Origin of the sequence: Streptomyces sp. NPDC051217 (genome assembly GCF_044455465.1) — a bacterium.
Taxonomy (GTDB): domain Bacteria; phylum Actinomycetota; class Actinomycetes; order Streptomycetales; family Streptomycetaceae; genus Streptomyces.
The window spans coordinates 223561-247758 of sequence record NZ_JBITEV010000002.1 but is presented as its reverse complement, the minus strand read 5'-3'; the positions used below and the strand labels follow the sequence as shown (position 1 = coordinate 247758).

General features: G+C 70.6%; 21 protein-coding genes and 1 pseudogene. 14 read left to right on the top strand and 8 right to left on the bottom strand.

What is annotated here, in order from left to right; genetic code table 11:
• Nucleotides 1–239 precede the first annotated feature (239 nt).
• From ACIBBB_RS06235 to ACIBBB_RS06220, 4 genes are all read left to right on the top strand, one after another.
• Entirely contained in the window at nt 240–1577 is a 1338-nt protein-coding gene (locus tag ACIBBB_RS06235) for a ricin-type beta-trefoil lectin domain protein (RefSeq protein WP_398980043.1), read from the top strand.
• A 205-nt stretch (nt 1578–1782) separates the two neighbouring features.
• Entirely contained in the window at nt 1783–2583 is an 801-nt protein-coding gene (locus ACIBBB_RS06230) for an SDR family NAD(P)-dependent oxidoreductase (RefSeq protein WP_398979270.1), read from the top strand.
• 46 nt (nt 2584–2629) lie between these two features.
• Complete coding sequence (locus ACIBBB_RS06225) at nt 2630–3133, top strand: 2,4'-dihydroxyacetophenone dioxygenase family protein (protein WP_398979269.1); 504 nt, start codon at nt 2630–2632, stop codon at nt 3131–3133.
• Between the two features lie 82 nt (nt 3134–3215).
• A complete protein-coding gene (locus ACIBBB_RS06220; protein WP_398979267.1) occupies nt 3216–4184 on the top strand; it encodes a LysR family transcriptional regulator in 969 nt (322 codons plus the stop codon).
• 85 nt (nt 4185–4269) lie between these two features.
• On the opposite strand, the gene ACIBBB_RS06215 is transcribed toward ACIBBB_RS06220, so the two are convergent.
• Nucleotides 4270–5202, bottom strand: a complete 933-nt coding sequence (locus tag ACIBBB_RS06215; protein ID WP_398979265.1) for a LysR family transcriptional regulator — start codon at nt 5200–5202, stop codon at nt 4270–4272.
• A gap of 234 nt (nt 5203–5436) precedes the next feature.
• Between ACIBBB_RS06215 and ACIBBB_RS06210 the strand changes: the two genes are divergently transcribed.
• From ACIBBB_RS06210 to groL, 5 genes are all read left to right on the top strand, one after another.
• The gene (locus ACIBBB_RS06210; RefSeq protein ID WP_398979263.1) at nt 5437–6777 is read left to right on the top strand and encodes an MFS transporter; all 1341 of its coding nucleotides are present in this window, start codon (nt 5437–5439) and stop codon (nt 6775–6777) included.
• Nucleotides 6778–6891: 114 nt separating this feature from the next.
• The gene (locus ACIBBB_RS06205) at nt 6892–7548 is read left to right on the top strand and encodes an RraA family protein (RefSeq protein WP_398979261.1); all 657 of its coding nucleotides are present in this window, start codon (nt 6892–6894) and stop codon (nt 7546–7548) included.
• 4 nt (nt 7549–7552) lie between these two features.
• A complete protein-coding gene (locus tag ACIBBB_RS06200) occupies nt 7553–8503 on the top strand; it encodes a sugar kinase (RefSeq protein ID WP_398979259.1) in 951 nt (316 codons plus the stop codon).
• 82 nt (nt 8504–8585) lie between these two features.
• Nucleotides 8586–9845, top strand: coding sequence for a mannonate dehydratase (locus tag ACIBBB_RS06195; RefSeq protein WP_398979257.1), 1260 nt, complete (start codon nt 8586–8588; stop codon nt 9843–9845).
• Nucleotides 9838–11478, top strand: a complete 1641-nt coding sequence (gene groL, locus ACIBBB_RS06190) for a chaperonin GroEL (protein WP_398979255.1) — start codon at nt 9838–9840, stop codon at nt 11476–11478. Before ACIBBB_RS06195 ends, groL begins: the two co-directional genes overlap by 8 nt.
• A gap of 109 nt (nt 11479–11587) precedes the next feature.
• Here the strand turns inward: groL and ACIBBB_RS06185 are convergent, their stop codons facing one another.
• From ACIBBB_RS06185 to ACIBBB_RS06165, 5 genes are all read right to left on the bottom strand, one after another.
• Entirely contained in the window at nt 11588–12931 is a 1344-nt protein-coding gene (locus ACIBBB_RS06185) for an amidohydrolase/deacetylase family metallohydrolase (protein ID WP_398979253.1), read from the bottom strand.
• 64 nt (nt 12932–12995) lie between these two features.
• Complete coding sequence (locus tag ACIBBB_RS06180; RefSeq protein WP_329391702.1) at nt 12996–13466, bottom strand: RidA family protein; 471 nt, start codon at nt 13464–13466, stop codon at nt 12996–12998.
• A gap of 123 nt (nt 13467–13589) precedes the next feature.
• Nucleotides 13590–15140, bottom strand: a complete 1551-nt coding sequence (locus tag ACIBBB_RS06175) for an aminotransferase class V-fold PLP-dependent enzyme (RefSeq protein ID WP_398979250.1) — start codon at nt 15138–15140, stop codon at nt 13590–13592.
• Nucleotides 15141–15457: 317 nt separating this feature from the next.
• Nucleotides 15458–15946 (bottom strand): hypothetical protein, encoded by a 489-nt coding sequence (locus ACIBBB_RS06170; protein ID WP_398979248.1) that lies wholly within the window; start codon nt 15944–15946, stop codon nt 15458–15460.
• A 270-nt stretch (nt 15947–16216) separates the two neighbouring features.
• On the bottom strand, nt 16217–16834 hold the full coding sequence (locus ACIBBB_RS06165) for a hypothetical protein (RefSeq protein WP_398979247.1): 618 nt from the start codon (nt 16832–16834) through the stop codon (nt 16217–16219).
• Nucleotides 16835–16958: 124 nt separating this feature from the next.
• Between ACIBBB_RS06165 and ACIBBB_RS06160 the strand changes: the two genes are divergently transcribed.
• The 5 genes and pseudogenes from ACIBBB_RS06160 to ACIBBB_RS06140 all read left to right on the top strand — a co-directional run.
• A complete protein-coding gene (locus ACIBBB_RS06160; protein ID WP_398979245.1) occupies nt 16959–17714 on the top strand; it encodes a VOC family protein in 756 nt (251 codons plus the stop codon).
• 129 nt (nt 17715–17843) lie between these two features.
• Nucleotides 17844–18206: a VOC family protein gene (locus ACIBBB_RS06155; RefSeq protein WP_398979244.1), complete on the top strand. Its 363-nt coding sequence runs from the start codon at nt 17844–17846 to the stop codon at nt 18204–18206.
• 87 nt (nt 18207–18293) lie between these two features.
• Complete coding sequence (locus ACIBBB_RS06150; protein ID WP_398979242.1) at nt 18294–19277, top strand: aldo/keto reductase; 984 nt, start codon at nt 18294–18296, stop codon at nt 19275–19277.
• Between the two features lie 45 nt (nt 19278–19322).
• Nucleotides 19323–19751, top strand: a complete 429-nt coding sequence (locus ACIBBB_RS06145; protein ID WP_398979240.1) for a pyridoxamine 5'-phosphate oxidase family protein — start codon at nt 19323–19325, stop codon at nt 19749–19751.
• 91 nt (nt 19752–19842) lie between these two features.
• A pseudogene (locus ACIBBB_RS06140) lies at nt 19843–20348 on the top strand (GNAT family N-acetyltransferase); the annotation flags it as partial.
• Between the two features lie 61 nt (nt 20349–20409).
• Here the strand turns inward: ACIBBB_RS06140 and ACIBBB_RS06135 are convergent.
• The gene (locus ACIBBB_RS06135) at nt 20410–21687 is read right to left on the bottom strand and encodes an SGNH/GDSL hydrolase family protein (protein ID WP_398979239.1); all 1278 of its coding nucleotides are present in this window, start codon (nt 21685–21687) and stop codon (nt 20410–20412) included.
• Nucleotides 21684–24152 (bottom strand): glycosyl hydrolase family 95 catalytic domain-containing protein, encoded by a 2469-nt coding sequence (locus ACIBBB_RS06130; RefSeq protein WP_398979237.1) that lies wholly within the window; start codon nt 24150–24152, stop codon nt 21684–21686. The genes ACIBBB_RS06135 and ACIBBB_RS06130 overlap by 4 nt, the downstream gene beginning before the upstream one ends.
• Nucleotides 24153–24198 lie beyond the last annotated feature (46 nt).

Below are 24198 nucleotides of genomic sequence, written 5' to 3'. Positions count from 1 at the left end.
CCGCCCCCCCCCCCGCCCCCCCGGCGGCCCCCACCACGGCGCCCGGCCCCCCCCCCCCGCCCGGGGCGCCCCCCCCCCGGGGGGGGGGGGGGGCCCCCCCCGCCCCCCCCCCCCCCCCCCCCGACGGCGAACCGGCCCGCCGGGCGCACCCGGTGGCCCCCCTCCGAAGTGGACGGTGACCTCGCATGACTGCCTCGTTCAAGCCCTGGAAGCACCTCAGACCCCTGGCTCTGCTGGCCATGCCCCTGGTGGCCGTCGCCTCGACCATGACCGTGACACCGGCCACCGCGGCACCCGCGGCGGTCGGCACCATCACCGGCCTCGGCGGCAAGTGCGTGGACGTGGCGGGCGCGAGCGCCGCCGACGGCGCCGCCGTCCAGCTCTACGACTGCAACGGCAGCGGCGCCCAGCAGTGGGACGTCGCCTCCGACGGCACGATCCGCGCGCTGGGCAAGTGCCTGGACGTCAAGGACAGCGGCACGGCGAACGGTTCCGTCCTCCAGCTCTGGTCGTGCACCGGAGCCGCCAACCAGAAGTGGACCGTCTCGGCGGCCCGCGACATCGTCAACACGCAGGCGAACAAGTGCCTGGACGCCACCGGCAACAGCTCGGCCAACGGCACCAGGCTCCAGCTGTGGACCTGCACCGGAGCCGCCAACCAGAAGTGGACCGCGCCCTCCGGCGGCGGGAACCCCGACCCGGGCGGCGCGCCCATGGCCGTCGCGCCGTACATCTACAACGGCTGGGGCAGCCCTCCCAACCCCGCCACCGTCCAGAGCGCCACCGGCGTCAAGTGGTTCACACTCGCCTTCGTCCTCAGCAACGGGTACTGCAACCCGCAGTGGGACGGCGGCCGGCCGCTGGCCGGGGGAGTGGACCAGCAGACCATCAACACCGTGCGCGCGGGCGGCGGCGACGTCATCCCGTCCTTCGGCGGCTGGAGCGGCAACAAGCTGGAGAGCTCCTGCGGCAGCGCGGGTGAGCTGGCCGCCGCGTACCAGAAGGTCATCAACGCGTACGGCCTGAAGGCGATCGACATCGACATCGAGGCCGCCGCGTACGACAGCCCCACCGTCCAGCAGCGCACCGTCGACGCGCTCAAGACGATCCGGGCCAACAACCCCGGCATCAAGATCTACATCACGTTCGGCACCGGCCAGAACGGTCCCGACACCAGCCTGATCAACCGCGCGGCCTCCTCCGGCCTCACGGTCGACAGCTGGACGATCATGCCGTTCAACTTCGGCGGCAACGGCCAGAACATGGGCACGCTGTCCGTCCGCGCGGCCGAGGGCCTGAAGACCGCTGTCAAGAACGCCTACGGCTACGGCGACGACGAGGCCTACCGCAAGACCGGTATCTCGTCGATGAACGGCGTCACGGACGTCGGCGAGACCATCACCGTCGCCGACTTCCGCACGATCCTCGCCTACGCGCAGCAGCGTCACCTCGCCCGGCTGACCTTCTGGTCCGTCAACCGCGACCGGCCGTGCACCGGTGGCGGCGCCGACACCTGCTCCGGCGTGGGCCAGGCGGCGTGGGACTTCACCCGCGTACTGGCGCAGTACCGGGGCTGACCCGGCCGCTGACACCCCGTACCCGTCACCCGCCCCGGACACCGGTCAGCCACGGTGTCCGGGGCGGTTCGCGTCCCCGGAGCGGCACGGGGCACGCCGTAATCGAATGGGGGTCATCCTCCTCCCGCATGATCGAAGGCCCCGCACCGCAACGGCTGTTGGAATCGGATCCGTAGCGTCGTGTTTCTGTGCGGAGGGAATGGCAGTGAGCGAGGAGCACCTTGCGGAACCCGTCGATGATGACGGACAGCGCGACGGGAAACACGACGCGTCGCGCGCGGCGGCCGGGCCCGCGCCGGCCGGGGACCGGCGCACGGTCGTCGTCACCGGCGGCACCAGCGGCATCGGCGCGGCCGTCGCCGAACGCTTCGCCGCCGCCGGCGCGCACGTCATCGCCGCCGGGCTCGACGCCGACGGCGCGGCCGGGAGGCTGCCCGACTCGGTCCGCCGCGTCGAGATGGACCTGACCCAAGACCGTGAACTCGAAGACCTGCTCGGAGGAGTCGAGCGGCTCGACGTCCTCGTCAACGCGGCGGGTGTGATCTCCCGGGGCCGCGAGTACGAGCCCGAGGTCTTCGCCCATGTCGTCGACGTCAACCTCACCGGCACCATGCGCGCCTGCGTCGCCTCGCACGACCTGCTGCGCCGCTCGGGCGGCTGCATCGTCAACGTCGCGTCCATGCTGAGCTTCTTCGGCGGCCCCCGGGTGCCCGCCTACACGGCCAGCAAGGGCGGCATCACGCAGCTCACCAAGGCCCTCGCCGTCGCCTGGGCCGGGGACGGTATCCGTGTCAACGCCGTGGCGCCGGGGTGGATCCGTACGGCCCTGACGGCGGACCTGCGGGCCGACGACGAGGTGGCCCGGCGCATCATCGAGCGCACCCCGCTGGGGCGTTGGGGCGAACCGGCCGACGTGGCCGGCGCCGTGACCTTCCTGTGCGGCGCGGACGCGCGTTTCGTCACCGGAGCCGTACTCCCCGTGGACGGCGGATACCTCGCCGCCTGAACTCCCAGGTCCCCCCGGGACTTTCCACCCTCAGGAGGAGAGAAGCATGACCGACCCGCAAGGCCCCGTCATCCCCGTGTCCACCATGGTCCCGGAGGAGATCGCAGTCGCCGCCCTGCCCGACGACGACCGGATCTGGGTGCCACAGGCCCCCAACGTCTGGTTCCGGCCTCTGATGTTCAACACCGTCACCGGCCAGTGGTGCAATCTGCTCAAGGTCACGGCGGCGGGGATCGTTTCACGCCACCGCCACCCCGGAGTCGTCTTCGGCTACGTCATCAAGGGCAAGTGGCACTACCACGAGCACGACTGGGTCGCCGAGGCCGGACACTTCGTCTACGAGCCCCCGGGCGAGATCCACACCCTGGCCGTGCCGGAGGACTGCGACGAGATGATCACGTTCTTCAACATCACCGGAGCGATGGCCTACGTGGACGACGACGGGGTCCAGACCGGCTACGAGGACACCTTCACAAAGATCGACATGTGTCGTGCCCACTACACGGAAAATGGCCTCGGCGCCGACTACGTGAATCGGTTCATTCGCTGAAGAAACCCTCCATACCCCCCGTGACCTGCGAGGTAGGCTCCCTGGCCTAGGTGAAGACCTAGGGACAGGAGACGGGGACTCAATGGACATCGGGAGCGTCTACCACTACCGGATCGACTGGATCGCCAGCTTTGTGGCCGTGGCCCACCACGGCGGATTCTCCGCCGCGGCGAAGGCCCTCTACCGCTCACAACCCAGGGTCAGCAGCCATGTCGCGGAGCTGGAACGGCTCCTCGGCACCCGCCTGCTCGACCGCTCCGTGCAGCCCGCGGTCCTCACTCCCGAGGGCCGCGGGCTGCTTCCGCACGCGGAGGAGATCCTGCGCCGGCTCAACGTCCTGGCCGATCTCACCGGAGGAACGATTTCCGGACAGGTCAGACTCGGTGCGTACCCGAGCGCCGCCTCGTACCTCTACCCGCTGGCCGTACGCGCCCTGCGGATCACCCACCCCCAGGTGCGGCTCGTGCTGCGCGAGGGACCCAGCGTCGCGCTCGGCACCGATCTCGTCAGCGGCGACCTCGACCTCGCGATACGCCCCCTCCATCCGCTCATCAACTCCGACCTGGTCGCCAGCCGGGTGCTCTGGCGCGAGCCTCTCGTCGCCGTCTTCCGCGCCGACCATCCGCTCGCGCGCACCGGCTCCGTACGACTCGCGCAGACCGCGATGCTCCCGGTCATCAGCATCGGCGAGAGCGGGGAGGGGCAGGCCCGCCAGTACGAGACCAACCTGGCCTTCGCCAACGCCGGACTCAACCCGGTCATCGCGGCCCGGACGAACCAGCCCCAGACCCTCATCTCCCTCGTACGGCACGGACTTGGCGTCGGCATCACCAACAGCCTCGCCATGACGACGGCGAACACCGAGGGCGTGGCACTGGTCCCCATCTCCGACCCGCACTGTGAGCGCGCCGTCGCCGCCTGGTGGCGCGCCGGACCGGTCGTCTCACCCGCCGTCGAGGCCGTGCGCGAGGTCATCGGGAAACTGCCGATGCCGCAGTGGCCCTGGGGCGAGGAAGCCGGCTGTGAACGGACTGCGAGAGCGGGCCGGTGAAATCCCGGCCGGCCCCCTTCCGGTCATTCGTTTTCCGAATGCCGTGCCTTCGATATCCGAATAAGATCGGCGAGGCCCGCGCGGATTACGTCAGGCGCTGAGTTCCGGGCGGAATGGGCGCTTCGAGAATTTCTCCCAACAGCGTACGCGCCGCCGGAATCAGCGGCCGATTGGCATCCCAGTGCACCGCCACCCGGCGCCCGCACGGGGCGTCGAGACGCCGGATCGTCACGTCCCTGGTGTCCGCCGTCGACACCGCGAGATGGTTGGTGACCCCCACCCCGAGCCGGCTGCGGACGAGCGAGACGAGCGTCTGCGGCTGGTTCGTCGCCTGTACGGCCTCCGGTTCGTAACCCTGCTCGCGGAACACCTTGTACGTCTCGAAACCGGGCACGTCAGGTGAGCCGAGCCGCCCGATGGTGATCAGCGGATACGCCGCGACGGCCGAGACCGGAAGGGGGTCCGGGAGCTCGTCCAGCGGGTGCCCGAGCGGCAGGACGACCGCGAGGGACTCCTGCCACAGCGCCCGCAGCCGCACCGTGTCACCGACCGGCGGAGCCATGGGCCGCAGGTAGATGTCTATTTCCCCGTGCGAGAGCGCCGAGTCCAGCTCCAGCGTCGACCGCTCGACGAGCACCACCTTGATGGACGGCCGGCTCACCGCGAGATGCTCCAGCAGCCTGGGCACGAACGCGGCGCTGGCACTCGGATAGCTCCCCAGCGTCACGACGCCCCTGGCCGAATCGCGACGGGTGGCCATCGCCTCCTCCGCCGTCCCCAGCCGGTACAGAATCGCGCGGGCGTGACCGGCGAGCACCTCACCCGCCTCCGTCAGCCGCACCGGCCGCTTGCTCCGGTCGAAGAGCGGCACACCGGCCTCCCGCTCCAGCGCTGCCACATGCATGCTCACCCGCGGCTGGGAGCGGTGAACGGCCTCGGCAGCGGCACTGAAACTCCCCGTGTCGATGACTCCGAGGAATGAGACAAACCATTCGAGACGAACTTCTGGTCGCAGCATGCCCCTTGCTGTACGCGAGCCCACAGCGGGCAACAAGGTCCGTCGACCGAAGCGAATGAGACGCGATCCGTTTTCCGAATACCCGTATGTGCAACTCGCCCTTCACGCCGGGGACAACGGGCTCATACGCTCACGCCACTACCGGATCAACGAGGAGCCCCCACCTCCCGCCCGGCGACCGATGACTCCTGCCACCGCTCACGTGCACGGACGACGCACGTTCGAGGAGCATTCATGACCGTATCCCCACCAGTCCCGGCCACACCGGCGGGACGCGTCAGATGGACCATGATCTGGCTGGCCTTCGGGGCCGTCACGATCAACTACATGGACCGCGCCAATCTCGGTGTGGCACTGCCCTACATCACCAAGGACCTGGACATATCCAAGACCGCGACCGGGCTGCTGCTCGGCGCGTTCTTCTGGACGTACGCGGCGTTCCTCCCCGGCGCCGGCTGGCTGGTCGACCGCTACGGCCCGCGCCGGATGATGGCCTTCGCCGTCGCCGCCTGGTCGATCGCGACCATGCTGGTCGGCGCGGTCACCGGATTCCTGGTCCTTCTTCTCGTACGCCTGGTGCTCGGAGCCGTCGAGTCGCCCGCCTACCCGTCCAGTTCACAGATCGTGGCGCGCTGGTTCCCGGTGCGCGAACGCGGCATGGCCGCCTCGATCTTCGACAGCGGCGGCCGGGCGGGCACCGCCTTCGCGCTGCCCGTCACCACCGTGGTGATCGCCTGGCTCGGCTGGCGCGGCTCGTTCGTCGCCGCCGGAGTCGTCGGCCTCTGCTTCACCGCCTTCTGGCTGAAGTTCTACCGGGACCCCGACGAGCACCCGAAGCTCAGTGCCGAGGAGCGCGCCTACATACGGGCGGGCGGCGCCAACGAATGGGACCCCACGGTCAAGGCCATGCCGTGGAAGGAGCTGTTCCGCTACCGCACCGTGTGGGGCATGGTCCTGGGATTCTTCTGCCTCTCCTTCGTGCTGTACTTCTTCATCACCTGGTTCCCGTCGTACCTGGTGGACGAGCGGGACTTCGACCTGCTCAAGCTCGGATTCTTCGGCATGATCCCGGCACTGGTGTCGATGCCCGCGCAGTGGGCCGGCGGCTGGGTCCAGACCCGGCTGATCAACCAGGGCCGCAGCGTCACCTACGCCCGTAAGTTCCCCATCGTCATCGGGATGAGCCTCTCTTCGGTGATCGTTCTCGCCGGAGTCGTCGACAGCGCCTACCTCGCGCTCGCGCTGCTGGCCGTCTCCCAGGCGTCGCTCTGCTTCGCCGCGTCCAGCCTGTGGGCGCTGCCCGTGGACGTCGCGCCGACCCCGGCCAACGTCGGCTCGCTCGCCGGTATCCAAGGTTTCGCCTCCAACGCCGCAGGCGCGCTCAGCCCGGTGGTGGTGGGCGTCCTGCTCGACGCCTTCGGCGGCTCGTACTTCGTTCCGCTCGCCGTCGCAGCCGGCATGTCACTCCTTGGCGCCCTCGTCTACGGCGTCGTCATGAAGTACGTGGTGCCGCTGGGCACCGAGCCGGAGAAGACGGTCAAGGGCGCGCCCACCGCGCCGAAGAGCCCGGCCTGACCCGCCGGACCGCCCGACCGCCCCGCCCGCGCCGGTGGCGTACGCACTGCCCCCCGCACCCGTTCCCCCGGAATTCCGCGTCCCGGAACCCGGGAAGAAGACTGGAGAACCCATATGACCAGCTACTCCGAGGCGACCCTTGAGGCCTACAGGTCCCTTGCCACCGCGTCGGTCGCTGACGCCGTCGAACAGCACGGCGTCCGCGGCTATCTCGAAGGAGCTGTCCACCAGGTCGTACCGGGCGCGGGAACGCTGGCGGGACCGGCGGTGACGGTCCGGGAGGTGCCCGACCCCGAACTGGAACCGCCGGTGCACGCGCTGGCCGCCATCGACGAGTCCCCGGCCGGCAGCGTCGTCTGCATCGACGCGGGCGCCGCCGATGTCGCCGTGTGGGGCGGGCTGATGACGGCGGGCGCCGTCGCCAGGAAGCTGGCGGGCTGCGTCCTCGACGGCGGGGTGCGCGATGTCACCGAGATCCGCAGGGACTTCCCCCACTTCCCGGTGTACGCCCGCCACGCCGTGCCCGCCACCACCCTCGGGCGCTACCGCACCGTCTCGCTGAACGAACCCGTCGTACTCGGCGGAGTGACCGTACGCCCCGGGGACCTCATCGTCGCCGACCGCGACGGTGTCGTCCGCGTACCGAGGGACCTGGTCGGCGAAGTCCTCGCCACCGCCCAGGACATCGAGAACCGCGAGAAGGAACAGACCGCGCTGATCCTGTCGTCGGGGTCGCTGCGCGACGGCCTCGCCAAGTACAACCGGATCTGACGCGATGCGGGACACCGCCCCCTCCGTGCTCTCCATGGGGGAGCCCCTGGTCGAATTCAACGCCGCCGCCGAGGGAGCGCTGGAGAGCTCCACCGCCTTCCGTGTCGGCTTCGGCGGCGACACCTCCAACATGGCGATCGCCGCCCGCCGTTCGGGCGCGAGCACCGGCTACGTCACCCGCGTCGGCGACGACGCCTTCGGCCAGGCGCTGGCCGAGCTGTGGCGCCGGGAGGGCGTCGACACCACCCACGTCGTCGCCGAGCCCGGCGGCGCGACCGGCATCTACTTCATCACCCGGCACGGCGACGGGAAGCACTCCTTCACCTACCGCCGCGCCGGGTCACCGGCGAGCCGTCTGACTCCCGCGGACGTTCCGGAGCAGGCGGTCGCCGCCGCCCGGCTGCTGCACATCAGCGGCATCACCCAGGCGATCAGCCCCTCCGCCTGCGACGCGGCCTTCCACGCCATGGAGACCGCCCGCGCGCACTCCGCACTCGTCTCGTACGACCCCAACCACCGGCCCGCCCTGTGGCCGGTGGCCCGCGCCCGCGCGATCGTGATGCGCAGCGCCGAGCTGGCCGACATCGTCCTGCCCAACCTGGACGAGGGCCGGCTGCTCACGGGCGCGCACGAACCGGCGGACGTGCTCGCCGAGTTCGCCGCGCGCGGCCCGGCGATCGTCGCCCTGAAGATGGGCGCCGACGGCGTGCTGCTCGGCGAGGAAGGCCGCACCACCCATGTGCGGGCCCACCGGGTCGTGCCCACGGACGCGACCGGCGCCGGCGACACCTTCGACGGCGCCTTCGCCGCGCGGCTGCTCGACGGGGACTCCCCGCTGGAGGCGGCACGCTACGCGGTGGTCGCGGCGGCGCTCACCACGACCGGCCACGGCGCGGTGGGACCCATCCCGGACCGGGAGGCCGTACACCGCCACGCCGGTCATCTCCGGGCCTGACGCTCCTCGCACCGAAGCCCGGCCCGGTCCACCACACCTTCGCGCACACCGTATTCGCTCAGCACCCTCCGACAGAGAGGCCGTGAACGTGCAGGACGGACAGGAACACTCAAGTTCGCGACGTACCTTCCTCAAACACTCGTCGTCGGCCGCCGCGCTCTCGGCGGCCGCCCTGGCCTCCGGAGCCGGCGTCGCCGGCGCCGCGGGGCCCGGAGGCCACACCCGCGAGGGGCGCGGCCACGCCGCGCCCCTGCCCTCGCTCCGCTGGCCGCAGGAGGTCACGGAGAGCGCCGAGACCCCCAGACTGTGCCAGTGGTTCTCCCGCAACCCCGGCGAGGAGACCGTACGGCGCTGGCGCCAGGCCGGTGTCAACGGCGCCCTGATCACCGACGTCCCCGAGGCACCCTGGCAGACGGCGGAACTCACCGCGGACCGTGAACGGCTCGAAGCCCAGGGCCTGCATGTCACCGCCTACCTGATCAGCGCGCCCGACAGCGTGGTCCGCGGCCAGGACGGGCGCGACCAGGCCATCGAGGACATCAAGACCTCGCTGCGCGCGGCCGGCGAGGCGGGCATCCCCGTCGTCGAATACAACTGGTACGTCCACCGTCTGATGGAGGGCTACTACGAGGAGCTCGACACCGGCGACCGGATGGGCGCGGGCTACACCGCCTTCGACGCCGACCGTGAGGTCGACGGTGTCAAGGTCAGGGACCTGCCCCGCCCCGAGGGCGTCCCCGCCTTCACCCGCGAGGAACTCTGGGAGAACTACGAGCACTTCCTGCGCGAGGTCGTCCCGGTCGCGGAGGAGGCCGGGGTACGGATGGCCGTGCACCCCAACGACCCGCCGGCGCGGATCAGCCGCGGCAACCCGCAGATCATGGGCTCGGTCGCCGACTGGAAGCGGATGGTCGACACCGTCGACAGCCCGTCGAACGGGATGACCGTGCACAGCGGTGTCACCGCCGAGACGGGCTTCGACTCCGTCGAATTCCTGCACTGGATGGGCCGCAAGGACCGCATCAACCACATCCACTACCGCAACGTCCGCGTCGACGAGCCGCGCGTGAAGTACGCCGAGGTCTTCCCGGACACCGGCGAGGTCGACATGTTCGGCTTCATGCGTGAACTGATCCGCCACGGCTACCACCGGGGCGTCCTGGCCGAACATCCCAGGGCCCTCGACTTCGACCGCGAGAACGGCTCGACCGAGAGCAACCAGTACAAGGACGTCGGTGGCGGCGGCCATGGCGGAGAGCTGTACGACACCGGGTACGCCAGGGCGATGATGCAGGCGGCCCTGCTGATGGAACGCGGCAGGTTCGGCCCGCACGATGACTGAGCTGCTGTTCGGAGCGTCCGCACGCCGCGCCCTCGGGCGCGGCGTCGACGTCGTCGGGGACACCGTCGGCCTCACCCTGGGACCGTGCGGGCGCACCGTCGTCGTCCCGCGCGCCTCCGGGCCGCCGGAGGCGACGGACGACGGCGCCGTTGTCGCGGGCGCGGCCGAGCCGGGCGACCCGTACGAGAATCTCGGCGCCCGGCTCGTCCGGGAGGTGGCCGCCAGGACCCGGCGCGACACCGGCGACGGCGCGAGCACGGCCATGGTGCTGGCCCAGGCGATCGTCCACGGCGGTCTGCGCGCGGTGGCCGCGGGCGCCTCGCCGGTGGCCGTGAGACACGGCATCGACGCCGCGGCCCGCGCCGTGTCGGACAGTCTGCTGGCCGCCGCCACTCCCATGGGCGACGAGCGGCGCACCGTGGCCGTGGCGTCCGCCGCGGCCCAGGACCCGGTCCTCGGCCGGCTGGTCGCCGCCGCGTTCGCCAAGGTCGGCCCGGACGGGTCGATCTCCGTCGAACAGACCCACGCGCCCACGACCGAGCTGGAGTTCGCGGAGGGCCTGCGCTTCGACAAGGGCTACCTCAGTCCCTTCATGGTGACCCACCCGGAGCGTATGGAGGCCGTGCTGGAGGACGCGTACGTCCTGCTGCATCCCGGCAGGATCATGACGCTCGCACCGCTGCTGCCCGTGCTGGAGCAGGTCGCCAGGACCGGGAGCCCCCTGCTCGTCGTCGCCGAGGAGGTGGGCGGCGAAGCGCTTTCCGCCCTCGTGATGAACAAGCTGCGGGGCACCCTCGTCTCCGCCGCCGTCCGCGCACCAGCACTCGGGGAGCGACGGCGGGCCCGCCTCGAAGACCTGGCCGTGCTCACCGGCGGTCAGGTCGTCACGCCCGAGGCGGGCCTCGCCCTGGAGCACATCGGCCTCGGCACACTGGGCCGCGCCACCCGGACCGTCGTGACCCGCGACACGACGACGGTCATCGGCGGCGGCGGTACGGCGGACGCCGTCGGCCAACGCGTCGCGCGACTGCGCCACGAACGGGACGCCGCCCGCGCCGACTGGGACCGCGAGGCCCTGGACGAGCGGCTGGCCCGGCTGACCGGCGGTGTCTGCGTCATCCGCGTCGGCGCGCCCACCGAGACCCAACTGGCCGAACGGACGCGCCGGATCACCGGTGCGGTGGCCGCCACCCGCGCCGCACTCGCCGAAGGGCTGGTGACGGGCGGCGGTTCGGGGCTCCTCCATCGCGCGCGGGCGCTGGAGAGTGACCTGGGCCTCGACGGCGACGAGCGCGCCGGCGTCCGGGCCGTACGGCTCGCGCTGGCCGAGCCGCTGCGCCGGATCGCGTCGAACGCGGGCGCCGAGGGCCGGGTCGTGGCGGCCACGGTCGCCGCACTCCCCGAGGGCGAGGGCTGGAACGCGCTCACCGGGCGGTACGGACCGCTGGCGGACGAGGGAGTGCTGGATCCGGTACGGGTCGTCCGTACGGCCCTGCTCAACGCGGCGTCCGTCGCCGGTCTCCTGCTCGTCTCCGAGGTGCTGGTCGTCGACCGCACCCCGCGCGACGATGACGCCGTCAGCTGGCGGCGCAGGGGCCACGGCCATCATCACGGCGAAGACCACACGCACTGACGGTGCGTCGCGTCCCCCTCCGCGCCGAGCCCGGAGGCCCGCGACAGAACAGAGCCGCTCCCGGCCCGCACGGCCGGGAGCGGCTCTGTCGTTCCGTCAGGCGGTCCGGCTACGGGGCCGCGTGCTCCTCGTTGCTCTTGTCACCCACGGCGCCCGGCGTCCACGGCTTCGCCGTCCGGCCGTTGAGGTCCCACACGACCTCACCCGCGCGCACCGTCAGCTCGGTGACCAGCTTCTCCTTGCCGTCGACCCGCAGGCCGAAGCTGTCCGCGTACCCGAACGTGCCCTTCTCCAGGTCGAAGACCGCGATGTCGGCCGGCGAGCCGACGGACAGGTTGCCGAGGTCCTTGCGGCCCAGCGCCTGTGCGGGCTTCCAGGTGGACTCCTCGATGACGTCCTTCAGGGGCTGACCCATCGTGAGGAACTTGGACATGACGTTGGACATGTCCTTCATGCCCGCGTTCATGCTGTCCGTGTGCAGGTCCGTGGAGATGCTGTCGGGCCAGAAGCCCTCCTTCTTGCCCGCCATGGCGACGTTCCAGTCGAAGCTTCCTCCGCCGTGGCCGACGTCGAAGAGGACGCCGCGGTCGCGGCCCGCCTGAAGCGCCGGGTTGAGCTTGCCGTCGTCACCGAGCTCGTGGCGCAGCCCGGAGTAGACGTGGGAGTAGATGTCGCCCGCGCGGAGCCTCTTGGTGAGCAGTTCCTCGATGCTCCGCTCCGGGCTGTCCGACCCGAAGTCGATCATCGCCGGCACACCGGCCATCTCGCCGGCCTTCACCGAACGCTCGACCGGCTCCCAGGACGGACCGTTGTAGTGGGCCGTCTTGATACCCCTGATGATCTCGGGGTACTTCTTGGCGACCTTGGCGGCCTCCTCGGCACTCATGTTGTTGAGGTCCTGCTCCTTGTCACCGCCGGCCATGCCCTTGCCGACGATGTTCAGCATCGCCAGCACCCGGGTCTTGGACGTGTCGACGATGTTCTTCTTGAACAGTTCGAAGTTCTCGGCGCCGGACGAACCGGTGTCGAGCGCGGTGGTCACCCCGGCCCGGAAGGTGAATCCGTCCGGCGGCAGACCGAGCACACCGTCGGCGTAGGCGTCCTGCTCACCCCGGAACAGATGGGTGTGCATGTCGATGAAGCCGGGGGCCAGGTACTTGCCCTTGATGTCGATCGTCTGCTCGGCGCGGGACGGGTCGATCTTCGATCCGACGGCGGCTATCCTGCCGTCCTTGACGGCGATGTCCATGACCTTGTCGCGGTTGTTCTTGGGGTCGACGACATGACCCCTTCGCAGCAGAAGGTCGTAGGTGACCGCGGCCGCCGAGGCGTCCGAGCCCGGTGCCGGGTCGTCCGAGGACCGGCCGGTGGCGCTGCCGGCGGCCGACGCGCCTGCCACGAGGGTGAGAACCGCGGGGAGTACGGCCCAGGGGGCCCGTGATCTCAAAGTCATGCCAACCCCAATTTCGTCCGGTGACGCGAAGTACGAGCGGTGGTGGTACGAGCCGTGGTGAGGCTCATCGCACGGCGATGCAGTCGATCTCGACGAGGGAGTCCCCGGGGATACCGGCCTGCGCGGCGATCGTGGTGCGGACGCCGGGCTCGGGGCCGAAGCGGCCGAGGAAGACCGCGTTCATCCCGTCGTAGTCGTCGAGGGAGTTGAGATAGACGTTGACCTTGAGCACCCGGTCCATGGACGACCCGGCGGCTTCGAGGTACTTCTCCACCTCGTTGAGCACATGCTCGGTGTGGGCGGTGATGTCGCCCTCGAAGTGCGCGCCGATGCCCGAGATGAAGACCAGGTCGCCATAGCTGACGACGGGGCTGAACAGCGGGTTCTCCGGCGGCTCGCCGCCGCCCGGGTAGTGGATCTCCTTCTCGGGCTTGTGCCGTTTGCGGTCCTCGGTGGCCTTGACGGCCAGTGCCGGGGTCGCGGCCACGGCGGCCACCACCGGGGCCTTGCGGATGAAGTCCCTGCGGTTCGTCACGCGTCCTCCTTCGTCCGAGCCCGCGCGCACGGGCGCGGGCACGGAACGTCAATGGAATTGCTGCTGGGGGGAGTTGATCGAGGGGAGAGATCCCGGCCGGGGGCCGGGCCGGGAGCGCGGGGCTCAGCCGCCGCGCTCGGCCTTCCAGGTGGCCTTCAGGTACTCGCCCATGTTGAGATCACCGCTCATCGAGTCGCCCTTGAGCGTCCCCGTGAACGTGAAGTCGAGCGCGTCACCCGACGATTCGCTGAGCGTGCTGCGCACGGTCACCGTCTTGCCGCTGACCGATCCGGTCGCCTTCCTGGACACGTACTCACCGGTGTGGGTGCCGGTGATCTCGGCGCCGTCCTGCGTGAGTTCCAGCCGGTGGGCGCTCGAACTGCCCGCCAGGTACTCGATTTCGAGCGTCCATGTGCCGGTCGCGTCGATCGACGGCGGACGCGGCGCGGGGGGCGGCGCGGGCGGGTCGGTGAGTATCCGGACCAGCGCGCCGGCGATGATCTTCTCCTCGCCGGGCTGGAGCATGTACGGCGTGATCGACACACCCGTCCGCGAGGGGTCCTCGCCGCCGGACGCGTTGAGCGCGATCCGGGGCTCGGCCTCGTACAGCGTGGCCATCACGGTCTGGCCGGACACACCGAGCTTCTTCTCGTTCCAGGTGATCGTGAGCGACGGCGTGCGGTTCGACAGGCTGTCCGGCTGTGTGACCTCGGTCTTCACACTGCCGATCGCGGAGACCCGGCGCGAGATGGACTCCAGCCAGGACTCCCACCGCTCGAACTCGGCGTCGTGGTCGCGCCGCACCCACATCTCGACGGCGGCCAGCATCCCCATGGCCTCTTCCTTGCCGACCTTGTAGCCGCGGCCGATGCCGTGGTGGGGCGCGCTGCTGACCCACGCGGCGCGTACGAGATCCTCCCGGCCGAGGAGCAGACCGGCGGACTGCGGGCCGCGGATGGCCTTGCCGCCGCTGTAGGCGACGAGGTCCGCGCCGCGCTCCAGATGCGCGTTGGGGATGGTCAGGATCTCGGCGGCGGCGTCGACCAGCACCGGCACGCCCTCGGGCCCGGCGATGCCGGCGATGACGTCCGTGGGGAGTTCGCTCTCGTCGACCCTCGGCCCCGCCATGATGTAGACCAGGGCGGTCCGCGGGCCGATGGCCTGCTTCAGCTCGTCGGGTGTCGACACCTCGACGACCTTCACCCCGACCGCGCTGACCGCGTTCTCGTACACGTTGCGCGAGTGCGCCGGGATGATCACTTCGGTCTTCCGGAAGCCCGTCAGATCGGGCAGCCGCACATGCAGATCGGGGTTTCCGCCGGCGACACACGCCGTGGTGGCGTGCGTGAGCGCAGCATGACAACCGGACGCCACCAGGCCGTGCTCCGCCCGGGTGATCTCCGCCAGTCGCTTGCCCACCGCGTCGGCGAGTTCGTCGAGATGTACGTACTGTCTCGCCGCCGCGTCTATCGCGTCCCGCACCTCGGGCAGCATCAGCGAACCGCTGATGATCGTGTATGTGCCGCGCGCGTTGATCAGCGGCCGTACGCCGATCCGTCCGTAGACGTCCTTCTCGGCCTTGCCGGCCGCTGCCGCCGTCCCCCCGGTGGACTGCGCCAGAGCCTCGGTCGCGCCGCCGAGCAGTGGCCCCAGGGAGAGAGCACCGCCCGCCACCGCACTGCGTTGCAGAATTGCACGACGGGAAAGAGCATTACTTGGCATTCCGGCTCCCGTGTCGCCTTGTGAGTCAATGTGCGGACCACGGTAAGGAGCCGGGAGGCAACTGTTAAGAGCGTCTTCCAGATGACAGTATTCGATTTCCGGATCGGTGTCTGACCTGCGGTTTCAAATAAGACAGGGCCCACCGTTGAACAATTTGCCGCCGGATTACGTATGGCATGGGAAGTACCCCGGATTGTGCTTCCGGGAACTGCCTGTAACCGTGTGAACCCTCGATGCGCAAGGCGATGAACACGGCCCGGTGGTCCGACTCAGAGCGCCGGTTCCACTTCCAGGAAGCGCCGGCGGCGGGGGCCGCGGTAGAGCAGCGCCTCCCAGCCCAGCGGGCTCAGCACGGACGCGCACGCGGTCAGCTGGCGCTCCTCGTCCCGGGCCGCGCCGCTCCCGTGGGGGCCGAGCCACTCCACCCGTACCGTCCCCGGCCGTTCGCCCTCGGCGACCCGGAATCCCGTGACCGTACGCCGCCCTTCGCCGTCGACCGCGGAGGGTGGGATCCCCGCTGCTTCCAGGGTCAGGGCGATGGCGCGGACGGGTTGATTCCGCTCCCAGGCGGCCGGAACGGCGGCGGGATCGGGAACCGTGGTGTTGGTCAGGCGGCGGATCTGCGACAGGCCGCCGAAGGCGACCCGGACCTCTGCCGCGCGGACCTCGGGGGCCCCGGCCGACGGCGGGCCGTCGCCGGTCGCCGCGACGAAACCGCCCGGCCGTTCCGCGTCCGCCCCATCCGCCCCAGCCGTCATGGCTGAACAGTAAAGGAGGCCCCGACCGGACGGGGGAGACCGGTCGGGGCCGTTCGGGCGGGGTGCGGACGGCGGTCGCCTCGCGGCGATAGGCTCCACAGGGCTTCAGCCGAACGATCTTCCCTGTGGGCATTTCTTGATGGGGCCCGGGGACACTGCTCCGTCCACACCCACACTGATCTCAACGGCGACCGGTCATCGAATGTTCCCGCAATGTTCCGGTCGTCCCGTTCGGTCCGCGGGAGGGGGAGGGACGCAGGGGCGCCCCGGTCACAGGGCCCAGTCCGCCGAGGCCGCCGACGTCCGGTTACGGCCGAACTCCAGGGTGGTCAGGACCGCGTCGGCCGGCAGGTCGAAGACGAGCCACCCACGCGCCGTCCGGCCGGCGGCGAGCGGCACGGTCCAGGTCATCACCGGGCCCACCGTCAGATCGGCCGAGGCGCGCAGCGGCACATGCCGGTGGCCGAGCGTGTCCACGGCCGTGAAGCTGTGCGCGACGTCGTGTCCGTACGGCCGCGCCCCCGCGTTGCTCACCTCGGCGAGGACGGCCACCCACTTCCTGCCGTCCGTGGCGCGCGCTCGCCTCGCCGCGCCCCCGCCGTTCTTCGAGCCCGCGGCGCCGGCGTCCGCGATCCGGGACGCCTCGTCGACGACGGCCGTCACCGCCAGGATCAGCATCGCCTCGTCCTGACCGTCGGGATGGTTCACGAGCACGGTGTCGCCCAGCAGGACGGCGGTCTGGGCGGGCCGCACGGTCCGAGCGGTCCGCCCGTCGTCGGACTCCGTGTCGTTCGGTGCGGATACGCAGCCGGTGAGGGTGCACGCGGCCCCGACGGCGACGGCGAGAACCGTCCGACCGAGGGGCCCTCGCCTCGATGAGCGTGTCATGACCGAATGATGGAGCGCCCGATCGTGTACGCGGCGCTCATCCGGGGGTGTTTCCAGGACATCTTCTGTCCTGGACGGTGCCTACGTTGGAGACATCGCCCGCCGTCCGACGAAGGAGCACACCATGAGCGTTCTCCGTACCAATCAGCCCGAAGGCACGCCCACCTGGATCGAACTCAGGACCCCCGACCGCGAGGAAGCGCTCGCCTTCTACCGGGCGCTCTTCGGCTGGGAGTACGAGCCGTACCCGACCGGCGACGCCGGCGGCACCGTCTGTCTGCTGCGCGGCCGCCCCGTCGCCGGGATCGTCCCGGACGTGGACCGGACCAGCGCGGTGTGGACCATGTACTTCGCCACCGACGACTGCGACGACACCGCCCGGCGCGTCACCGAGACGGGCGGGCGGCTTATCGAGGCACCCGCGGACCTGGCCGATCATGCCCGTACGGCGGTCGCGGTGGACGCGGTCGGCGCCCGGTTCGGGTTGTGGCAGGGCCGCTCCCGGCTCGGCAGCGAGATCGTGAACGAGCCCGACTCGCTGGTCCGCAACGACCTGATCACCCCCGACCCCGAGCCCGCCCGCGCCTTCTACACCGCGCTGTTCGGCTTCACGCTGGACGGCAACGACGAAGTGCCGGAGCTCGACTTCACCTTCCTGCGCCGCCCCGACGGGCACGAGATCGGCGGGATCATCGGCAGCTCCGACGTCCCCACCTCCGCCTGGGGCACGCTGTTCGCCGTGTCCGACGCCGATGCCGTGGCGGAGCGCGCCACCGCGTCCGGCGGCTCCTCCACCGAGCCCGAGGACACCCCGTACGCCCGCATGGCGACCGTCACCGATCCGGCGGGCGCGGTGTTCTCGGTGGGCAAGGCACCGTAGGGATCATGGTGGTCACATTCCGCGGACGACCGATGAGTCGCGGGCCCGCCGCCGGTCAGCAACAGGAAATCATTCGTGTGCCGGAGGCCCCCTCGGGGGAGCCGAGCGGCCACCAGTAGGAGGAAACATATGCCCGGCACGATTCAGCCGATGGTCATCTCGCCCGCGATCGACCGGTTGCTGGCCTTCTACCAAGGACTGCTCGGCGCCGTGGAGACGTCGCGCACCCCCGACGAGGGACCGCCGTTCTTCATCAATCTGCGGGTCGGCGACTCCGACCTCGGGCTCGTGTCGGACGCGGACGTCGACCTCGGCGCGCCGCAGCGGATGCTCCTGAGCGTCGCCGTCTCCGACGTGGACGAACTGCTGCCACGCGTCGAGGAGCTCGCCGGGCAGGTGCTCGGGCCCGCCAACGACATGCCGTGGGGGCAGCGGGTCGCCCACATCAAGGACCCGGACGGCAACACCGTCAATCTCACACAGCAGATCTGAGACGGCCCGCCGGCCCCCGGCCGCCCGTCCGGCCCGCCCCCGCCCCTCCCCGCGGAGCCGATCGGGCGCCGACGTAGCATCGTCCGTATGGAGAAGCGCGAACTGGGCAGGACGGGCCGTGAGGCCTCCGTCGTCGGACTGGGCACATGGCAGCTGGGGGCCGACTGGGGTGATGTCGCCGAGGCCGACGCCTTCGGCGTCCTCGACGCGGCGCTCGAATCGGGCGTCACCTTCTTCGACACGGCGGACGTGTACGGCGACGGCCGCAGCGAACAGCTCATCGGCCGGTTCCTGAAGAACCGCCCGGACGCCGACGTGTTCGTCGCGACGAAGATGGGCCGCCGGGCCGAGCAGCGTCCCGAGAACTACAGCCTGGACAACTTCCGTACCTGGAACGACCGTTCACGCGCCAACCTCGGCGTGGACACCCTGGACCTGGTCCAGCTGCACTGCCCGCCCACGGCCGTGTACTCCACCGACGCCGTCTTCGACGCGCTCGACACCCTGGTCGCCGAGAAGCGGACAGCGGCCTACGCGGTGAGCGTCGAGACCTGTGCCGAGGCGCTGGCGGCCATCGCCAGGCCGGGCGTCGCCTCCGTACAGATAATCCTGAACCCCTTCCGGCTCAAGCCGCTCGAAGAGGTGCTGCCCGCCGCCCGTGAGGCGGGCGTCGGCATCATCGCGCGCGTCCCGCTCGCCTCCGGTCTGCTGTCCGGCAAGTACACGAAGGACACGGTCTTCGCCGCCGACGACCACCGCAGCTTCAACCGGCACGGCGAGGCGTTCGACCAGGGCGAGACCTTCTCCGGCATCGAGTACGCGACGGGCCTCGCGACCGCCGCCGAGTTCTCCGGCCTGGCCCCCGAGGGCGCCACCCCGGCCCAGACCGCGCTGCGCTGGATCATCCAGCAGCCCGGCGTCAGCAGCGTCATCCCCGGCGCCCGCTCCGTCGAGCAGGCACGGTCGAATGCCGCAGCGGCCTCTCTTCCGCCGCTGTCGGGCGCGACGCTGGACGCGGTGCGCGATCTGTACGACCGCCGAATCCGTGCGGAGATCCACCACCGCTGGTAAGGATGGCGGGACAGACCCCCGTACTTCGTACGAAGGAGACATCCCGTGGCCCTGAACAGGGAAGAGCGCGAGCAGTTCCTCGTCGAGCCGCATGTCGCGGCCCTCGCCGTCGACTCCGGCGCGCCGGACCGTGCGCCGCTCGTCGTGCCCGTCTGGTACCAGTACGCGCCGGGAGGCGACATCTGGATCCTGACGGGCGCGGACTCACGCAAGGACAAGCTGATCGTGGCGTCGGGCCGCTTCTCGCTGCTGGTCGAGCGGACGGCGCCGACGGTGCGGTACGTCTCCGTCGAGGGCCCGGTGACGGAGCGGATCCCCGGCACCCGTGACCACCTCGTGGAGTTGGCGTCCCGCTATCTGCCCGCCGACAAGGTCGACGGCTATGTCGACGTGGCGAGCGGCGACCACGGCGAAGAGGTCGTCTTCCGGATGCGGCCCCAGCGGTGGGTGTCGTCGGACCTCGGCGCGTTCTGAGCACGAGCCTGCCCCGACCGTGGGGACGGCAGGGATGCGAGTGGCGTGGAAAGCACGGAAATTCGAATCACTGATCTATTAGCGTGCCCTCATGGAGAAGACACTGAAGGGTGCTCTTGTCGTCCTGCGCCCCGCCGTCCCCGACGACATCCCCGCACTCGCCACCATCCGCGCCACGCCGGAGGTCTACGCGACGTGGCGCGGCGGTGACGACCTGCTCGCCGCGGTGACCGAGGATCTCGACGAGCCCGAGATCACCTCACTGGTCATCGAACTGGACGGCGCCACCGTGGGCGCCGTCCAGTTCGACTCCGAGGAGGACGCCGACTACCGGCACGCGAACATCGACATCTACCTCGATCCCGCCGCGCACGGCCGCGGGTGGGCACCGACGCCGTACGGACCCTGGCCAGGCACCTGATCAGGGACCTCGGCCACCACCGCATCGTGATCGACCCGGCCGCCGACAACGCCGCGGCGATCAGGTGCTACAGCAAGGTCGGCTTCCGGCCCGTCGGGACCATGCGGGACTACGAACGCGGTCCCGACGGGACCTGGCACGACGGGCTTCTGATGGACCTCCTCGCCACGGATCTTGACCACGCCGACCCGTCCGACGACTGCGACGCCGACGCCGATCCTGCGGACGTCACCGACGTCACCGGCTGAGCGATGCGTCGCGGTCGCACTCCAGGGACTTCAGAGCGACCGAGTCGGCCATCGCCTGCATGCCCTTGTCGTTGGGATGCAGATGGTCCCCGTTGTCGAACGTGGGCATGATCCGCTCCGCGTCGTACGGGCTGCGCACCACCTTGTCGAAGTCCACGACCGCGTCGACCTCACCACTCGTGCGGATCCACTCGTTCACCTCGGCACGTACCGCCTCACCCGGGGGATCCCACTCCGACCAGCCCTTGAAGGGCATGACGGTGGCGCCGACGACACACAGGCCCGCCGCGTGCGACCGGTCGATGATCTCGCGGTACCCCGCCGTCAGGGACGCGGCGGTGACGCCGGTGTGGGCCTTGATGTCGTTGACCCCCTCGAACAGGAACACCGTCCGCACACCGGGCAGCGACAGCACGTCACGGTCGAGCCGTTTGAGCGCGCTCTGCGCCGCCCCGTCCGCCAGGACCTGGTTGCCCGAGATCCCCGCGTTCGCCACCCCCTTCACGGTGCTGCCGGCGGAAGCGTGCAGCCGACGGGCCAGGAAGTCGGGCCAGCGCAGGTTCTTGTCGGTGGTGGACTGCCAGCCGTCCGTGATGGAGTCCCCGAGCGTCACGACGGCGCCCGCCCCGCCGTCCGGGTCGACGGTGACCGCGTCGAGGTAGAACCACGACCCCAGCCGTTCCGTGTACGCCTCGTCCCGCTCCCGCGCCGCGTGGTCCCCGCTCGTGGCGTACGACGTCGCGAGCGCCATCCCGTGCCCGGTGGCGGGCCCGCCCGCGTCGCGCACGTACAGACTCAACGCCAGATCGCTCATCGCCGCCACCCTGCCGGGCAGCGGGTCGCTGTAGCGGATCTCGCCCGGCGCCAGGGTCACGGACGCGGAGCCGTCGAAGCGGAGCTTCTTGTTGCTGCCGGGGCGCAGCCGGGCGCCGCTCTCGCGGAGCCCGGCGTACGCGCTGCCGATGACCAGGGGCCGGTCCCCGAACGCGTTGGAGACCCGGACACGAAGTCCCGTGCCGCCCACGCTCGTCCTTACGATCAGCCGGTAACTCCGGTCGCCGGCCGCCTCACCCATCCGGTCCGCGCTCGCCGCCCAGGTGACGACGGACTTCGCGGGCGGGGGAGGAACGGCCGCCGTGCCGGCGCCGGTGGCCGCCGTGGCGGACGGGATCTGTGCGGGCACGAGAAGGATCGCGGCGAGGGCGAGGACACCGAGCAGACGGCGGCGTCCGGTACGGCGTACGCCAGTGCGTACGGCCCCGCTCATCCGAAGTGCCGCAACGTGACGCTTCTGCCGGAACGCAGGTCCACGTCGTGCGAGACGCCGCCGGCCGTGACCTTCGTCCCGCGTCCGCCGACACTGCGGATCTTCGCCTCCCGGACCTTCCCGTCCCGCCAGCTCAGATCCACGACGAAACCGCCGCGCGCGCCGATGCCGGTGACCGAACCGGACCGCGCCCAGGCGTCGGGCAGCGCCGGAAGCAGTTCGATATGGCCGGGCCGTGAGTAGAGCAGCATCTCGATCATCGCGGCGGGAGTGCCGAAGTTGGACTCGATCTGGAAGATCCCGCGGCCCTTCTCGACCTCGTAGATGTCGAAGAGGTTCATCGCGGTGCCGTTGGTGCCGTCGACGGACGGCCGCAGATTGTTGACGATCAGCTCGTACGCGTTGTCCGCGTGCTTCAGCCGCGCCCAGCACAGGGCGCGCCAGGCGTTGGCCCAGCCGAAGCTCTCCATCCCACGGGCGGTGAGGAGTTCGGTGGCGCCCTTCACCAGCGCCGCGGGCGAGGCGTCGGGGCGGATGCGGTCACCGGGGAACAGGCTGATCAGCGGCGAGAGATGACGGTGAGTCGTCTCGCCCAGGTTGTCCGGGGACATCCACTCCTGGAGCCAGCCCGTCTTCGGGCTGACCTCCGGCATGTACAGCCGTTCCTGGAGCCCGGCCACGGTCTTGGCGAACTCGGCGTCCCTGCCGAGGAGTTCGCAGGCCTCGCGGTAGTTGATGAACAGGTCGCGGACCACCTCCTGCGCGTAGGTGATGCCCTTCGCGTCCTGCGGGCCGTGCTCCGGTGACCAGTCGTTGTCCGCGACGAGGACGTCGCGGTCCTCGCCGGTCTCCGGGTCCTTGACCGTCATGGTCACCAGCCGGGTCTCCCAGAACTCGCAGGCACCCTTGAGCATCGCGTAGATCTTCTTCACATGCCCGAGGTCCTGCGTGTACTGGTAGTGCTCCCACAGCGTGTTGCACAGCCACGCGTTGCCCGGCGGGTGCCACCACCAGCCGAGTCCGCCGTAGATGTTCGTCGAGTACGCCACGGTCCACCCGGCGACCTTGCCGGAGGAGTTGCGGAACCGGTTGCGCGGGTCGTTGAAGTGGGCCCGGGTCAGCTCGGACCAGACCGGCAGCTGCGCGAGGCAGTAGTCGGTGAACGCGTCGAAGTTGCGCGAGAGCGCGGTGCGGTCGGCCATCCAGTAGTTCATCTGGATGTTGATGTCGGTGTGGTAATCGCCCATCCAGTCCGGGTCGTTGCCGTCCAGCCAGGGACCCTGGAGGGCGACCGGCAGACCGTCCCGCGAGCTGCTGATCATCAGATACCGGCCGAACTGGAGGTACAGCGCCTCAAGTTCGGGGTCGGGCACATCCTGCTGCGTGCGGTGCTTGAGCCGCTCCCAGGTGTCGAGCGCCCGCTGTTCGCCCGTGGAGGGGCCGAGCGAGATGCTCATCCCCTCGAACTGGTCGCGGTAGTCGGCGACATGGGTGTGCAGCAGCGTGGTGGCCGAGTGACGTACGGCGTCCCGGACCTTGGTCCTGGCGAGCGCGGCCGGATCGAGGTCCGGGTCGCGGTAGCCGGTGGTGGAGTCGGGTGCGTAGTTCGATCCACCGCTGATGACGACGGTCAGGTCGGCGCACCGGGTGAAGACGATCCGCGAGCCGCTCGTGGTGACCGAACCGCTCCCGCTGCGCGCGGTGACGGCGGCGCCGTAGCGCAGGCCGTTGGCGAACTCCGCGCCGAGGAAGAGGCTGTCCCTCTCGCCGTCCGCCGAGGTCGTCTCGTCGTGGGTGCCGTCGAGCGAGATCGTGCCGGTGTAGTGGCCGCCGCCGCGCTGCGAGAAGTGGACGACGATCGCGTCGTCCGGGTGGCTGGCGAAGACGCGGCGCTCGTAGGTGACGCCCGAGCGGACGTAGCCCGAGGTGACCAGGCCCTGGTCGATGTCGAGTTCGCGGCGGAAGTCGTTGACCGTGCCCAGATCGTGGTCCGGGATGTCGATCGTCACATGGGCCAGCTGGGTGAAGCTGCCGAAGTCGGCCCGCCCGTAGGGGAATTGGCCGTCCGGTTCCAGTACGTCGTTGATCCCGCCGGTCCACATGGTGGCGTCGGAGACGAAGAGCAGTTCATGCCCGGGGTCGTTGCCGACGAGCGCGCCGAGTCGGCCGTTGCCGACCGGCAGGGCCCGTTCGAGCATCGTCTCCCTCCCGGCCGGGGCGCGATACCACATCCGGGTCGTCGAGCCCTCGCCCTCGGCGAGCATCGGGGAGGCCGTCGGGCGCTTCGGGGGCGCGGAGGCGGCGAAGGCGGGCAGTCCGCCGAGCGCGGTGAGCGTGGCGGCGCCGGCGGCGAGCGTGAGCGCGCGACGCCGGGTCGGGCCGGTGCCGGTGCCGGAGGCGGGGGCGGAGGTGGAGGTGGGGACGGTGCCGGACCGCGCCGGGGCGTGCGGATGCTGGTCGTTCACGGGACTACTCCATTCCTGCGGAAGGGGAAGTACGTGGGACACATGC